This window comes from Conservatibacter flavescens, from assembly GCF_002795425.1.
GTDB lineage: Bacteria > Pseudomonadota > Gammaproteobacteria > Enterobacterales > Pasteurellaceae > Conservatibacter > Conservatibacter flavescens.
Map to the genome: position 1 here is coordinate 13,625 of NZ_PHHA01000027.1, position 16,048 is coordinate 29,672.

Here is a 16,048-nt window from a genome sequence, read left to right on the forward strand (position 1 = left end):
TATACGCCCTATTCAAACCAAATCAAGCTAGCCATACGTCCGGTTTGCCCATCGCGACGATAGGAAAAGAAGTCGGCCTGTTCTACATAAGTACAGTGTTCTCCACCATAGATTTCCGTGATCCCAAGCTTGTTAAGGCGTTGGGTGGCAATCAGATATAAATCACCTAAATATTTTTCCGTGTCTACCGCACTTTGATCGCGTAAAAAAGCTTGAGCGGCTTGCGAGTCGAAAGCCATGAATTGTTCTACCACTTCGCGCCCAACCTGAAAAGCCGTTTTGCCGATAGCTGGGCCAAACCAAGCTAGTATATCTTCAGGAGGACAACGAAATTGTTCCACTGTTTTTTCTAAAACCCCATCACACAATCCGCGCCACCCAGCATGGGCTGCCGCGACTTCTGTTCCGGACTTATTCGTGAATAATACTGGCAAACAATCAGCAGTCATGACCAAACAAACCTGATTTGGTTGATTCGTGTATACAGCATCTGCCTCCGGTTGGTCTCCTGAATAGGGGAGTGTGATAACTTTCGTGCTGTGGGTTTGGGTTAAATACAATGGAAAATTTGGCAAATTAAACCGCTCTTTTAATAAAGTGCGGTTTGTTTTTACCGCGTTTTTATCGTCACCGACATGATCGCCTAAGTTAAAACTTTCAAAAGGTATTTGACTGACACCACCTTGTCTTGTTGTCGTAAATGCACGAATATTGCTCGGTGCGCACCAATTGGGGGTTATGGTTTTCATTAATAATCTAGCTCGTCTTTGTGTAATTGATAATCCGCTTTTAATGCATTGACTAAATCAACAAAATCGTCGGGCAAGGGTGCGTGCCATTCCATTAACTCGCCACTAATCGGATGCTCAAGGCGCAACATAATGGCATGTAAGGCTTGGCGTTGAAAATGCCGCAAAGTGCTCATCAATTCCTCACTTGCATTTTTAGGTGGACGTGGGCGACCACCATAGGTTTGATCCCCTAACAGAGGATGGGCAATATGTGCCATGTGAACCCGGATTTGATGTGTACGTCCGGTTTCCAAGCGTAAACGCAGGCGAGTATAATCCCGAAAACGCTCCATAATACGATAATGTGTTACCGCAGGTTTACCCATAGGGTGAACAGCCATATGAGTACGCTTGGTCGGGTGGCGTGCCATAGGTTGATCCACTTTTCCGCCTTTGGTCATAATGCCACAGGCGATAGCTTCATATTCTCGCGTAATCTTACGTTTTTGCAAATCTCTGACCAATTTAGTTTGGGCTGGAATGGTTTTTGCCACCACCATTAAGCCGGTAGTATCTTTATCAAGACGATGAACAATGCCAGCTCGAGGAACTTCCGCGATAGCGGGGTAGTGATACAATAAGGCATTTAATACGGTTCCACTACTATTGCCTGCACCAGGGTGCACGACAAAATCTTTTGGTTTATTTATCACTAAAATATGTTCATCTTCATAAATAATCGTTAAAGGCAGGTTTTCAGGTTCAAAACGAGTATCATCTTCAATGTCTACAGTCATCACCACCTGTTCACCGCCATAGACTTTTTCTCGTGGAACATTGGCAATTTTGCCGTTAAGTTGTACTAAATCCGCCTCAATCCAAGTTTTAATTCGTGAACGAGAATAATCAGGGAACAATTCGGCTAAGGTTTGGTCTAAACGTTGCCCTATTTGATGAGCTTGAATTTCTGCCGATAAGGTTATGTGCGCCATAGATAAAAATAATCCGTGAATAAGTTTGCTTATTTAATAATGATCTATAAAATAACCCTTATTGTAACTCAAGTTTGAAAGCAAACCTAATTTTGAAATAATAGGAATAAAAACTTATGCGTAAATTAAAATCTTTTGTGTTCATTGCCCTTGCCGCGTTGACGATTTCGGCTTGTTCAAATTCTAAATCGGAAGTAGAGCAGGGATCAGCACAAGAACTCTATAATAAAGGGGAAACATATTTACAAGATGGCGATTATACTCAGGCGATTCGTTACTTAGAGGCGACTGAAAACCGTTTTCCTTTTGGCAATTATAGTGAACAAACACAGTTAAACTTAATTTATGCGTACTATAAAGCGCAAGATTATACGCAAACATTAACCACCGCAGAGCGTTTTTTACGTCAACATCCAAATAGCCCAAATCTAGATTATGTCTTATATATGGCAGGCTTAACCAATACGGCGCTTGGTGAAAACTGGATGCAAAACTTGTTTTCTGTTGACCGCGCATCGCGCGAGCCGGTTTCCGTATTAAACGCGTTTGGTAACTTTCAGACCTTAGTACATAATTTCCCAAATAGTATCTATGTGCCAGATGCATTAGCGCGCATGGCGTATTTAAAAGCCCGTCTAGCTCGTCATGAACTCAAAATCGCAGAGTTTTATGCCGACCGTAATGCATATGTCGCGGTAGTAAATAGAGTAGAGGGCATGTTACGCCAATATTCTGATACACAGGAAACCTACCAAGCTCTGCCACTCATGAAGCGCGCTTACGAAGAAATGGGACTGACTAAAATGGCAAATGATGTGCAACGGATTATTGATGCAAACAAAGATAAACAGTTTGCAGATATCGAAAAACCAAAAGAGCCTGAACTCAGCGTGCCAAAAGCACAATAAATGAAAATGTGAAACATGAAAAATATACTGGTCATACGCAACGATAAATTAGGGGATTTTATGTTGGCATGGCCAGCTTTTGCCATGTTAAAACAATCAGATCCCACATTAAAATTAACCGCATTAGTGCCCGCTTACACTGCACCTTTGGCTGAAATTTGCCCCTATCTAGATAATGTGATTATTGATGCAGGAAAGCACGGAACTTCTGCGGAAAAAGACCGCACTTTACAAGCAATAAAAAACGCCGGCTTTGAGGGGGCAATTAATTTTTTCTCCAATAGCTATAATGCCCTATTAGTATGGAAAGCGGGTATTCCCTATCGTTTAGCCCCTGCGACAAAAATCATACAATTTCTTTATACTCACCGTCTCACACAACGGCGCTCAAAATCAGCAAAGCCTGAATTTGAATATAATTTAGATTTGGCACGAGCATTTTTACGTAAACATAATCTTAACGTGTGTGAACCGAAACCACCTTATTTAGTATTAGAAGAACAAGCTGTAAATAAGCAAAAAATACTATTATCTCAACAGCTTAACTTAGAGTTAGATAAAAAATGGGTGTTTGTTCATGCTGGTACAGGTGGCTCAGCGAATAACTTATCATTGAAACAATATGCCGATTTAATCTTAGAGATCTTGGCTAAATTCAATTGTGAAATAATATTAACAGCGGGCCCTAATGAAAGTGAAAAAGCGCATGAATTAGCGAAATTAGTGGGTGAAAGTGCGGTCAAAATTTATGATAAAAATCAAGGGTTAGTGGATTTCACACATAGTTTGGCTTGTGCGGATCTATTTATTGCAGGATCGACCGGCCCATTACATTTGGCTGCCGCCTTAAATTGTTCAACTATTGGTTTTTTCCCAAGTAAACGCTCCGCAACCCCATTACGCTGGCAACCAATTAATGCTACTCATCGCCATTTGGCTTTTTGTCCACCTCAAGACAAACACCTCAATGATGATTTAACCGTTATTGATATTAAACAAGTATTAATTCAAGCTATACCGTTTATTGAGAAGCAGTGGGGGAATATTTAATTTCCCCCTTAGAAATCTTGTATTTCTATTAATACTGCTGCAAATTGATATGCTTGACTGTCGCCATTGCCATTGCCATTGCCTTTAGCAACATTTGCGCCCGCCGTGATACCGGCAGATACTCCATTTTGGAATGCAATGGCGACACCCACATTAAAGCCGGAGGATTTATTGGTGCTGCGCTCTAGATGGTTTTCATCTACCGCTAACACATCAATATTGCCTTCTGCTTTCAATTTCGTGCCTTGTTGACCGCCAATGTCCGCGCCAGCGATGGTGAGGGTAGAGTCTTTGCCTGCGCCCGCCATTTGGATATTGACCTTGCCGCCTGCATTGATTTGGCTCTTTTCCGCTTGGTTGCCCTCGCTATGGCGCGTTTCTACGGATTTTTGCTGACCATAAGTAATCGACACACTCACGCCTTGGCTCATTCCTTGCGCTCCGTTTCCGATGGCTTCGGTGGCTTTGGCTAATTGCTCTGCTGCGCGCATGGCTTCAAACCCCGCATTTGCTGCAGCCATCGCATTGATACGATTGTTTTTACTTGTGTACACTTTCTCAGCTGACCTCGCGGTTGAAACCGCTGCTTGATATATCCTTTTTACTGCCATCAAGACGATTTTTATTCGCTTACCATTTTATAAAACTGTCAGAATATTATTTTCTATATTTCATATTTCTTATACATATATTCACGTTATCTCCATCTTGAGCTAAACACCAGTATAAAGGAGCTGTAAATATATATTCAGAATATATAGACAATACTGAGCGCATATCTAACTCGGTTCTTAAATATTATACTTTATGGGTGGAGGTGCCTATTTTCTATATTTATTATATTTTTCACAAGTAGATTTAAATTTATAACAATATTTATAACTTGCATTAAAAATATACCCTTTGTTTTGTAAGCAACTAGCATATATATCATTAGATTTCTGTTCATCTTTCTCATTTAAAAATTGTGTGAGCCCTGAGGGGGATTTTTTTGTTTTGAAACCTATAATAGATATATGTCTACATTGATTAAAGTCAGTGTCAGACAATGCTTTTCCTGTCTTTTTATCTACCCAAATATCCTCATTAAATGTTTTAGAGTAAGATGGCATTAAATCAATTACAATACACCCATTTAATAAAAACAAAATTAATATAATGCAAAAACTATTTTTCATTATTCCCCTCTTTGACAGTATTAATATTTTTGATTCCATTAATATGAATGTTTTTAAGAATGTTTTCAGTTTCTACCCATTTTTCTAGTTCTCTTTTATTACTCGTTCTGTAAATAAACTTCAAATTATTAATATTCTGATTAGCATCCGAATGTGCTTCCCCAAAACCTAAGTCCTTATTCGGTATAGCATTCGGATTATTCCCTATCATACCTAATCCAATATTTCTTAATAATGGCGTGCCTTGATAAACAAAATCGCCCTCCACACCGCTATATTCAGTACTTACCTCTTTAAAGGCGTTTTTAGCTTGTGTATGGATTTTCTCTGATGGATAAGAGCCACCTAGATGTAAGAAATTGGCTTTTGTATTTGGATAAGATTGCTCTAAATGTTCAGACCAATTCAGCATATTTTTATTACCGGAAACCCCTAAGCTATGGGCAACTTGGTTTAAATCATACACTGGCTTATTGTGTTGTTTGGCATAGGCATTATACTCTTCTAACTTTTTGGCTATTTGAGCATGGTCTCTAGTTGCATTAGAAGCGCCGAATATGGCAGGCATATTTGCCCCCGCTCTTAAGCGTTCAAACACGGTAAAGATAAATTCATTGGCAAGACCGGCACTGCCTCGATTTAGAATAACACCAGTATCATCTATCGAATTTAAATCTTTATCATATAAAATCGCACTAGCAGTTTTGCTTTCTCTATCTAAATTTAACATTCCCGCTGTTGCAATTTTGCTGAGACGTTTAGCTTGCTCTTCGGTCAAGATTTCCTCACCGTAAATTAATGCTTTTAATTCTTGAGAGTTGTCTTTTTTGAAATCTAAACAAGAGAGATGATTACAATCTGCTGATTTTTTCTCTATGGTAAAGAGTGAATCTTCATTTTTCTCCGCTTTATAATGAATTTCATCTCCTATCTCAGACACCTTATTAACAAACTCGTTAGAGATAGCCAAGTTTTGTTCTAAGTCGGATTTAATTTTTTCCACATCCGCTTGCGCTAAAGTGCGGTGAGAATTTGGCTGAGAAATGGCTTGTGCTGTTTCTTCAGCGGTTTTTCCGGTGAGTTCCAGTTGTGCTTGTTCATCTCGAATATGGATATTGCGCGTATTAATACTTGAAGTCGTGACGCTATTGTCTGAGCCTTTGTCGCTGACTTGCCCCAAAAGGGCAGTCGCCAAACCTTTAGCGATACCCCAATTGCCTTGAGAGCCGACACCCGCAACACCGCCTAGCTCAACTTTTGCGCCGCCATCTTGATGGTTTTGTCCAACTTCTAGTAGTTTTACACCGCCTAATTCTTGTGGCGCTTCTCCGCCACTTACCGTGACACCACCGCTTAACCCAAATCCATTTGCAGAGTGACTTGCATGATTCCCCACATCCTCATGACTTAAGGTTCCTGTACTAAAGCGATTACGGTTTTCCGCTTCGGCTTTATCGCTGGAGGTGATTAACCCGCCTTTAAGGTCGGTGTGTTTATTCACCTCAATATCATAACCGCCATCACCGGCAAAAATCCCCGCTTGAGTTTTGACACTGGCATAATCGGAATTCACCTTAGATTGATTAAAACTGCCACTGGCAGAGAAACCATAACCTACGGTCACTTGTCCTGACGCGCTCATTTGTTTGCCTTTATAACGCGCGGTGTCTTGTAGACTTTCGATATTTAGATTATCTGCGACTAAATTCACTTTGTGTCCTAAGACTTGCGACCCTTTAATATTCACAGTTTCCCCGCTTTCTATCTCGGTTTTCCCTGTTCGGCTGCCGATTTGGCTTCCTACCCAAGCTTGACTGTCGCCATTGCCATAGCCTTTAGCAACATTTGCGCCCGCCGTGATACCGGCAGATACTCCATTTTGGAACGCAATGGCTACACCCACATTAAAGCCGGAGGATTTATTGGTGTTGCATTTCATTTAGCCTATTTTCGATACTTCATATTTTCCACACAAATTCTAGAATTATCACCGTCTTGTGCTAAGCACCAATGTATTGGTGCGTTAAAGCGGTAGCCTAGATCATAGTAGCACTGCCTAACTAAAAATGTAGCTTGCATGTCATATTTATTTAGCTCTTTATTTTCTTCATTATTTAAATGATCCCCATTTCTAAATTTGTTATATAGCTGTAAACTTCTTTTTCCTAAGGAAGCATATGCGCCTTTTTCACAACTCACAATTTCTTTAAATGAGATCTTTTTATTATTCTTTATCCAAAAATTAACAGAGGATGGAGACCCATTTGCTAAATAACATCCTGATAATAATAAAGTGACGTAAATTAGTGGTTTAGTTATCATTTAACCACCTCATTATTGTTTATGACACTTCCATTTTGAAAATAAATTGATTTTGTTTTAGGACCAATTTTCCCCCATATTTCTTGTTGATAATTTGTAATCTTATTGTATTGCTCTCTGTCTGGCGTAAGAAATTTAATAACCTCTTCATCCTTATAATAAGCCTTTGTATGAGCCCCTGTAACTATTCCTACTAACGGGATACCCGATAAATTATTTCCCGTCGTATTAGTGTTACCAATACCAAAACTTAATGCACCCGGCACAAAAGGAAGATTGGCGCCAGTGGCAACGGTGTCTCTAGGTGCGACAGCATATTCAATAGTTCCTGATTTAAATAGGCTGGCTGCTTTTTCGGTATAACCCTGGTTGTATAATCCGCCAGATAATGTGCCACCAATGGTACTATTACGCATAGGATAAGACGTTCCAACGGTATTGGCATGAAGTACGGTATTGTCGAGCGTAATGCCTTTATAAGCCGCCCAGTTCATTGCATTTTTGGTGCTTGATACGCCCAAACTGTGCGCTAAATGTTTGAGGTCGACTGGGTTATTTGGATTTTGTTTATTATATTCCTCTAGGAGGCCCCATACTTTAGCTTGTTCTTTGCTTGCATTTGATGCGCCAAATACTGACGGCATATCTAAGCCCGCTCTAAAGCGTTCAAGCACAGTGAAACCTAATTCTGCGTTGATAGAGGTATAAGGTTTTCTGACAACTAATACATCGTTTTCGAGATAATCTTTTCCGCCATATTGAATTGCCCCGATTGTTCTACTCTTATCATCTTTGTTCAAAATGCCATGAGCATACATGCGAGCCAGCTTTTCAGCTTCTTCTTTGGTTCTAGGTACGTCCAGTTTGTTGACGTCAAGAGCGTGTTCTTGTATGCACTCAATGCTTTGGCAGCCAGCTTCTCTTTTTTCTTTCACAAAAATATTTTGTTCATTCTTTTCTATACGATAATGAATTTCATCACCTATCTCAGACACCTTATTAACAAACTCGTTAGAGATAGCCAAGTTTTGTTCTAAGTCGGATTTAATTTTTTCCACATCCGCTTGTGCTAAAGTGCGGTGAGAATTTGGCTGAGAAATGGCTTGTGCTGTTTCTTCAGCGGTTTTTCCGGTGAGTTCCAGTTGTGCTTGTTCATCTCGAATATGGATATTGTGCGTATTGATACTTGAAGTCGTGACACTATTGTCTGAGCCTTTGTCGCTGACCTGTCCCAAAAGGGCAGTAGCTAGACCTTTAGCGACACCCCAATTGCCTTGAGAGCCGACACCCGCAACACCGCCTAGCTCAACTTTTGCGCCGCCATCTTGATGGTTTTGTCCAACTTCTAGTAGTTTTACACCGCCTAATTCTTGTGGCGCTTCTCCGCCACTTACCGTGACACCACCACTTAACCCAAATCCATTTGCAGAGTGACTTGAATGATTCCCCACATCCTCATGACTTAAGGTCCCCGTACTAAAGCGATTACGGTCTTCCGCTTCGGCTTTATCGCTAGAGGTGATTAACCCGCCTTTAAGGTCGGTGTGTTTATTCACCTCAATATCATAACCGCCATCACCGGCAAAAATCCCCGCTTGAGTTTTGACACTGGCATAATCGGAATTCACCTTAGATTGATTAAAACTGCCACTGGCAGAGAAACCATAACCTACGGTCACTTGTCCTGAAGCGCTCATTTGTTTGCCTTTATAACGCGCAGTGTCTTGTAGACTTTCGATATTCAAGTTATCTGCGACTAAATTCACTTTGTGTCCTAAGACCTGTGACCCTTTAATATTCACAGTTTCCCCGCTTTCTATCTCGGTTTTCCCTGTTCGGCTGCCAATTTGGCTTCCCACCCAAGCTTGACTGTCGCCATTGCCATAGCCTTTAGCAACATTTGCGCCAGCCGTGATACCGGCAGATACTCCATTTTGGAACGCAATGGCTACACCCACATTAAAGCCGGAGGATTTATTGGTGCTGCGCTCTAGATGGTTTTCATCTACCGCTAACACATCAATATTGCCTTCTGCTTTCAGTTTAGTACCTTGTTGACCGCCAATGTCCGCACCCGCAATGGTGAGGGTAGAGTCTTTGCCTGCGCCCGCCATTTGGATATTGACCTTGCCGCCTGCATTGATTTGGCTTTTCTCCGCTTGGTTGCCCTCGCTATGGCGCGTTTCTACAGATTTTTGCTGACCATAAGTAATCGATACACTCACGCCTTGGCTCATGCCTTGCGCTCCGTTTCCGATAGCTTCGGTGGCTTTGGCTAATTGCTCTGCCGCGCGCATGGCTTCAAACCCCGCATTTGCTGCAGCCATCGCGTTGATACGATTGTTTTTACTCTCGCCAACCTTTTGCACAGACTTCGCAGCGGAAGCAGCCGCTTGAATCGCTTGCACCACAGGCACATTTAACGAAATAGTGAGCCCTTTCTGTTCAGTGGTGCGTTTGTAGTTACTTTCATAATCAGAGCGGGCGGCTTCAATCTTGCCACTTTCGGCTAAAATATTCACATCGCCATCCCGTGAACTCACAATGCTGCCCGTTTGTTGATAATGTTTACGGGCAAGGATATGGGTATCGCCGGTTAAACTGCCTACTTGGCTGTGGGCGGCGCTTTCTTGTCGATTATCCTGTTCGATACGCTCTTTTTTGCTACCAATGGTAAATCCAATACCGCCACTGCCCATCAGGCCTGATTTGCGGGTTTGTTTGAATTCGTCTCGGAATTGGGAGTGCGTATCTGACAAAATGGAGACATTTTCCCCTGCAATTTGGGTTTTCTCCTCACCCACCACAGTGGAGCCTTTAATATTCACATCCCCCTTGTTGGCAATAATGGCGACATTTTTTCCATCAATCTGACTGCCTTCGGCATGTTGGATGTCGTGTTTATAGCGATGAATATCTGTGGTTTTACTTACCGTGCCTCGATGTGTCCATGTTCTGCCTGTAGCCAGTTGTTCTTCTGTTCGACCGGCTTCAATATTGATTTTGCCATTTAGTGAACCAACTAAAACGGAACTGTCTTCACTGCTTACCGTTGCTTGACGTAGATTAACATCATTATTTGCAATTAATTTAATTCCTTCTTTTGATTGAATGGTTGAACCGACTTCTGATTTTTGATCAAGGCGATAATAATTATTGGCATCACCAATATAATGTGTTTTATTTTTTGTGGTTAATGTATTGATATCAATAGATTTCCCACTAATATGGGCTGTGCCTTGACTATTAATCTCCGCCCCTTTAATGGACACATTTTCCTGACTAGAAATTGTGAGTTTGCCGCCTTTGCCAGTGACATTGACCGAACCTAATTGATCAAGCAGCGTTTGGGAAAAATGTCCGGCTTTATCTTGAGCGTGGGATAAAGTAGAGCCGATTTCTATGCCTTTCACCGCAGAAAGCGCCAAAGAGTCAACGGCCTCAATACGTCCACCGAGATTCACTAAGGTTTGTTTCGCGGATAAATCCACCGAATCGCCTAAGACCACCCCTCGATTGGTGAACTGTTCGGCATTCAGATGGGTTAATTTCCGTCCTGCAATTACGCCACTGTTCTCTACATTGCCGACGTTGCCGATAATTTGATTGGCCGAAATAACCGCGCCTTGTGCATGAATATCCGTATTCCGTGCGACTAAATAGACTTGCGGGGTTAATACGGTGATAGATTGCCCGTTTGCGAGAGTAAGGGTTTTATTTACAAACCACACCATATCCGTAGTCAGTTCTGACATCTGTTGTGCCGTTAAACCAATACCCGGTGTGAGGTTAAATTTTTTCGCATATTCTATCCCGCTATTCATCAGGGCTTTATATTGCTCAAGATCATTTTTATAACCCGCAATATGGTGACGGCCGGTTAATTGATGGATTTGTTCATTGATTAAACGTTGTTCATAAAACCCGTCGCCAAGGCGTTTATGTTGGTTTTCATGATCATAGCGTAGGGCATTAAACATATAATCAGAGCTTAACCACTGTTGGCGATCGGTAAATCTTGGATCGACTTCGACTAAATAACCGTTTGGTGTATTTGGGTTAATTTTGTACAAACTCGCATCCGGTAAGCGAATATCGGCCAAATGGGTTTTAATGACAGGCATCTTAAGTTCACTAAATTGATCTAAATTATCAATTTGGGTATTTAACGTGCCAATCACCTGTCCTGAGCTAACGATAGTATTTTTGTCTTTTTCATCAAGCGTTGGGGTCGCAAGAACATCAATCGGTTTCGCTTCTTGGATTTCAGGCGCAAGAAGTGAAGTTTGGTTAAGATTACGCACTGTCGGCGCAATAATCTTAATGGTATTGAGATTAACATCTTGAGTGGTTAATTTGTCTTCAATGGTTTTTTGCGATCCTTCCTTAATGGATTGCCCAATAGGGTTTAAATCCAATTTAAAGAAAAATGGTGTTTGAGATGTTTCATCAATTTTATTATGAATATCCACCTCTCTAAAGTTTTTATGGCTCCATCTACGTCCTCTAGTGGGTTCTCTTTTGAAGTAATAACGTTTAAAATCCCCTACATCATGGGTATCAATATAGCCGATGAGATCTTCGTTAATTAATGAACCAACATTTTGATTTTCATCATTTTGTGTAAATACTTGGTCATTTAGAATTAATCTGCCACCAATTGATAATTTACTGTATTGGTTATGTTGGCTTTCACCGGCTAATACCAAGTCACCGCCAATCAATATTTTTGCTGGATCAGCATGCTCAATTGTGGTGGTTTTGGTATTGCGATTAAAAATTCGTTCATGCCAAAAATCGTGTTGTCCGTGTGAAAATGCTTTTGGATCCTGTTTTGTTTTATCGTGGAATAAAAAGCGTGTATGGCCTGATTTATGCCCATTATACCGATGCCATTTGCCATCATACTCTTCGCCCTCGCGATACCAATCGGTCATCATTTGCAACCCGTTTTCGGTATATTGTCTGGCATAAAGTCTATAGTTTTCGTTCTGCTCATCAATCCCCGTTTTCAAATGAATATCATGATTCAACAATCGGCTTGCATTGATCCAACCTTTGCCAAGGGCTTCGATTGTGGCGCTGCCGTTATCGATAAAATCAGCTTTACCGATAGCATAACCGTTTTGATCTAAAGCGCCGCCAATCGCCATTTCATTGACACTGAAGATAAGAGCGTGATCGCGGTTGGTTAATGTGCCTACGCCCAAGTCTAAACGTTCTCGCGCGGCAATGGTGGCCGCTTTGGTTTCATTATTGCTTTCTTCGGCAATATTATTGAGGGTTTTGGCTTGAATGGATAAATGATTGCCATAAATTCGCCCTGTGCCGATATTGTCTAACTGTTGGGTGTGAAGCACGGTTTTCGTCCCATCAATTAACCCTCGATTGGTGAGCGTATTGGCAGAAAGTGCGGTATATTCTGCGGAAATTTCTGCAGAGGCCGTATTATTGATGTTTTTTGCCGAAATGAGTGCTTTATTGCCGATGACTAATGACGTGTTATTTTGGAAATCTCCTTCCGTACGGAAATCAAGATTACGACCCACTTCAAATGCCTGATTTAAGGTAAAACTGTCTATTAGGCCGATAGATAAATCGCCTTGTGTTTTGATTTTGCCCTCATCTTCAAGGGTTTTCGCTTTGATAGAAAGGGCGTTTTTACTTTGAATAATCCCTGCTTGATTATTGAGCGTTAATTGTCCTTTATCTTCAATGGTGAGATGGTTGGCGGATAGCAGCTCCCCTTGTTGGTTGTTTAATTGCGCGGTGACGGTCATATGTGCTGTATCACCGCTATATATTCCGCCTTGTTGATTGGATAAGGTATCAGTGTGAATATTGAGCTGCTGAGACTGAATGCCTTGTTGCGGTTCGCTCGCACTGGCTTTTGTCCCTTGATTGTCTATATGTTGGCTGTTTAGGGTTAAGGTTTGCGAACCAATAATTAATGAACCTTGTTGAGATATTGCGCGGTTATCAATATGCTCTGCACGCAGGGAGGCGTGTTGACCACGAATTGTACCAGCCTGGTTATCCAATTTATTGGCAGACAAGGTAAGACGATTGTCGCTTTCAAGTACGCCTTGTGCATTATGAATACTGTCTTGTGCGACAATATCTAGCCCTTGTTTACCGTAAATGAAGCCTTGTGTGTTAGAAAGTGCGGTAATATTTTGTAAGACAATTTGCCCAAGTCCCACAATGCCTTGATCTTTTCCTTGTGTATTTTGATTATGGATATTGTGCTGATGCGCATCGAGGGTTAATTGTTTATCCGCTCGGATCAAGCCTTGTTGATTGTGAATTTCTCCCGTATTTAACACCGCACTTTCTTGCGCTGTAATTTTACCTTGCTGGTTGAATAGCGTCTGTTTAAGGCTATTAAGATCTAGCGTGTTTGCCGCGATCATACCCTGTTGGTTATCGAGGCCAGCACTTTCAAGGGATAAATGCCCCTTGCTGGTGATTGTGCCTTGTTGATTTTGCAGTGTTGTGGCGGTATGGAGTTTAAGATCTCCCTCTGTTGTGGCGATGACTCCTTTAACGTTGTTGGTCTGTTTGGTGTGAATATCGCCTTGATGTTTCATGAGGATTTCGCCTGATTGATTATCTAAGCTATCGGTGATGAGCGTGCCTTGATTTTTGACAATCACACGACCTTGCGCATTATTGAGTGCTGCGCTGTGTAATGTTAAATCCTCTGCGATGATACCTTTTGTGTTATCCGCAAGGGTTTGGCGATTATCAATACTTTGTTGATGAGTGTCGATAGTCAGTTGTTGCGCGCGAATTGTGCCTTGCTGGTTGTTGATATGACCCGTGTTGAGAGTTAATTGCGCGTTAGCAAATAGCGTGCCTTGCTGGTTTTCGAGGGCGGTTTGCTGCGTGTTTATTTGGGCATTTCCTTTTAGGCTTGCGATAGTGCCTTGTTGGTTTTTGATGCCTTGTCGCGCATTAAGGTCTAATGTTTGCTCAGCCAATATATGACTTTGGTTATTGTCGAGTAGGGCTGTGTCAATATGGACATCTTCACCACTGATTTCGCTGTGTTGATGGGAGTTGAGTTGAGCCGTGTTGATTTGGAGCGCTTTCCCATTTATGACACCGTTTTGTTGGGCAATGGTTTGGCTGATAAGCTGTAATGCGCTTGCGCTTTGCACATGACCATGATCATTGATTAATGCTGTCGCCTCAATGTTAGCCACACCTTGACTTCGCAATTGCCCATGCTGATTGGTCAGTTGTTTTGCTTGAATATTTAATTGATTATCGCTGGAAATTAAGCCTTGCTGATTATCTAAATCCCCTAAATTCAGCTGGAGTTTATCTTGCGCTAAAATGCCTTGATTCCGATTGGCATTAAGCGTATGGCGATTTTTGAGGGATTGCTGATTGGTATTTATCATGACATTTTGGGCAAAAATTGTCCCTTCGTCATTGGTGAACTCTCCGCTTTCCACTGTTAAATGCCGGCTGGCAATTAATTTACCTTGTTGGTTGTTTAAGGCATGTTGGGCGGTATGGAGGGTTAAATCCTGCTCTCGACTTGCAATGGTTCCCCCTTGATTATTGAGCTGTCCACCAGTACGGAAATTGGCTTGTTGTTCAGCAATGATTTGGCTGTCAATATTCGCTAATTGTTGCGCCGTTGTGATATCTATCTGGTTTGCAATAATGGCACTTTTCTCGGAGGAATGAAGCTGTTGTCCTTTGAATGTGAGTTGTTCAGATTCAATGTGGCCTTGTTGTTGGCTGAGATGATCAACCGCCAGTTGCATATTTTTTTGGCTAAATAACACACCTTGATTATTGGTCACTTGACGGCTATTGAGCGTTAATGGGCCGTCTGTCCGTATTTTCCCTGCCTGATTGTCAATTTGTGCAACATGGAAAGTAGCTTGCTCCCCAGCGGAAATATAGCCTTGTGTATTGCTTAAGGCTTGGCTATGTAAGGTCAACGATTTTTGCGCGATAATGCCTTGCTGTTTGTCTTGGGCGTGTTGATTGCTTAATTGGTGAGCGCTCGTTAAATCAAGATGATTTTTGGCATAAATTAATCCGGAGTCATTATTGGTTGTGTTAGCTTGTAATAACACATCCTGGCCAATGAGTTGACCTTTTTGTGTATTAATTTTATCACCTGTTATGGATAAGGTTTGTTCGCTGAATAATATGCCTTGTTCGTTGTTGAGGTGGTCTGCTTGTATGACAAAACGGCCTTGGGTGCTCAATGTTGCGCCTTGAGTTTGAATGTATTTACCGCTTAAACGAAAATCCTCTGTCCCCGTTTGCTTCCAGGTTGCCCCTTTTGTGATTAAATCCTGCTGTGTGGTTTGAATACGATTTGCGCTCAGTTGGCTATGCTGTGTCGAAAGGGTTTTCGGGGTAGAAATTCGGAGATTTTCCACCGCACTTAATTGGCTATTATCCGCTTGGATATTGCCAGAATGAGCCTGAAGATGAATATCATGCGCATTGTTTTGGCTATTATCTAAATTCACTGATTGGGCGGCAATATTGAGCGTGCCTGCGGCAATATTGTGGCCGGCAAGTTGGGCATGATTATCTGCTTGAATATCAACGGCTGAGCCTTGTTGGGTTTGGCGGTCTAACTGACGGTTTTCGCCTTTGTCTGTTTGTGTTGTGGTGACACCGGCGGCAATCAGTGAAGATTGGGTTGTGTTAACATCTGCGGCTTTATAGCTGATTTTGCCTTTTGCGATGGTTTCACCACGTTGGCTAAGGGTGGTTTGGGCTTTGGCGTTGACTTCGCCTGTGCGCGCGATGACACTGCCGTCTTGTTTAATCTCTGCGCGGGATTGTAAGTGGACATTTTGTGTTTTTGCTTCAATACGCCCGGTGTT

At 41.8% G+C, this 16,048-nt stretch carries 8 protein-coding genes and 1 pseudogene; 2 read left to right on the forward strand and 7 right to left on the reverse strand.

What is annotated here, in order from left to right:
• Window positions 1–8 precede the first annotated feature (8 nt).
• Both pgeF and rluD read right to left on the reverse strand, forming a co-directional pair.
• The gene (gene pgeF / locus CVP05_RS10605; protein ID WP_100289546.1) at window positions 9–749 is read right to left on the reverse strand and encodes a peptidoglycan editing factor PgeF; all 741 of its coding nucleotides are present in this window, start codon (window positions 747–749) and stop codon (window positions 9–11) included.
• Window positions 749–1,723, reverse strand: a complete 975-nt coding sequence (rluD, locus tag CVP05_RS10610) for a 23S rRNA pseudouridine(1911/1915/1917) synthase RluD (protein ID WP_100289547.1) — start codon at window positions 1,721–1,723, stop codon at window positions 749–751. Before rluD ends, pgeF begins: the two co-directional genes overlap by 1 nt.
• Before the next feature lie 116 nt (window positions 1,724–1,839).
• On the opposite strand from rluD, the gene bamD reads away from it, so the two are divergent.
• Entirely contained in the window at window positions 1,840–2,631 is a 792-nt protein-coding gene (gene bamD, locus CVP05_RS10615; protein ID WP_100289548.1) for an outer membrane protein assembly factor BamD, read from the forward strand.
• A 15-nt stretch (window positions 2,632–2,646) separates the two neighbouring features.
• Window positions 2,647–3,681 carry a glycosyltransferase family 9 protein gene (locus CVP05_RS10620; RefSeq protein ID WP_100289549.1) on the forward strand — a complete coding sequence of 345 codons (1,035 nt, stop codon included), beginning with the start codon at window positions 2,647–2,649 and terminating at the stop codon, window positions 3,679–3,681.
• Window positions 3,682–3,689: 8 nt separating this feature from the next.
• On the opposite strand, the gene CVP05_RS10625 is transcribed toward CVP05_RS10620, so the two are convergent.
• The 5 genes and pseudogenes from CVP05_RS10625 to CVP05_RS10645 form a co-directional block, all read right to left on the reverse strand.
• Window positions 3,690–4,235, reverse strand: a complete 546-nt coding sequence (locus CVP05_RS10625; RefSeq protein ID WP_165773154.1) for a hemagglutinin repeat-containing protein — start codon at window positions 4,233–4,235, stop codon at window positions 3,690–3,692.
• Between the two features lie 267 nt (window positions 4,236–4,502).
• The gene (locus CVP05_RS10630; RefSeq protein ID WP_100289551.1) at window positions 4,503–4,859 is read right to left on the reverse strand and encodes a hypothetical protein; all 357 of its coding nucleotides are present in this window, start codon (window positions 4,857–4,859) and stop codon (window positions 4,503–4,505) included.
• Window positions 4,849–6,789, reverse strand: a pseudogene (locus CVP05_RS10635) (hemagglutinin repeat-containing protein); the annotation flags it as partial. The pseudogene CVP05_RS10635 and the gene CVP05_RS10630, both read right to left, overlap by 11 nt.
• A 14-nt stretch (window positions 6,790–6,803) precedes the next feature.
• Window positions 6,804–7,181: a hypothetical protein gene (locus CVP05_RS10640; protein ID WP_100289553.1), complete on the reverse strand. Its 378-nt coding sequence runs from the start codon at window positions 7,179–7,181 to the stop codon at window positions 6,804–6,806.
• Window positions 7,178–16,048, reverse strand: an 8,871-nt coding sequence (locus CVP05_RS10645) for a hemagglutinin repeat-containing protein (protein WP_100289554.1), incomplete at its 5' end; no start/stop codon positions are given. The genes CVP05_RS10640 and CVP05_RS10645, both read right to left, overlap by 4 nt.

What these genes read in the sequence shown, in the direction of transcription:
- pgeF (WP_100289546.1), bottom strand. Translation starts at nt 749, where the DNA reads ATGAAAACCATAACCCCCAATTGGTGCGCACCGAGCAATATTCGTGCA.
- rluD (WP_100289547.1), bottom strand. Translation starts at nt 1,723, where the DNA reads ATGGCGCACATAACCTTATCGGCAGAAATTCAAGCTCATCAAATAGGG.
- bamD (WP_100289548.1), top strand. Translation starts at nt 1,840, where the DNA reads ATGCGTAAATTAAAATCTTTTGTGTTCATTGCCCTTGCCGCGTTGACG.
- CVP05_RS10620 (WP_100289549.1), top strand. Translation starts at nt 2,647, where the DNA reads ATGAAAAATATACTGGTCATACGCAACGATAAATTAGGGGATTTTATG.
- CVP05_RS10630 (WP_100289551.1), bottom strand. Translation starts at nt 4,859, where the DNA reads ATGAAAAATAGTTTTTGCATTATATTAATTTTGTTTTTATTAAATGGG.
- CVP05_RS10640 (WP_100289553.1), bottom strand. Translation starts at nt 7,181, where the DNA reads ATGATAACTAAACCACTAATTTACGTCACTTTATTATTATCAGGATGT.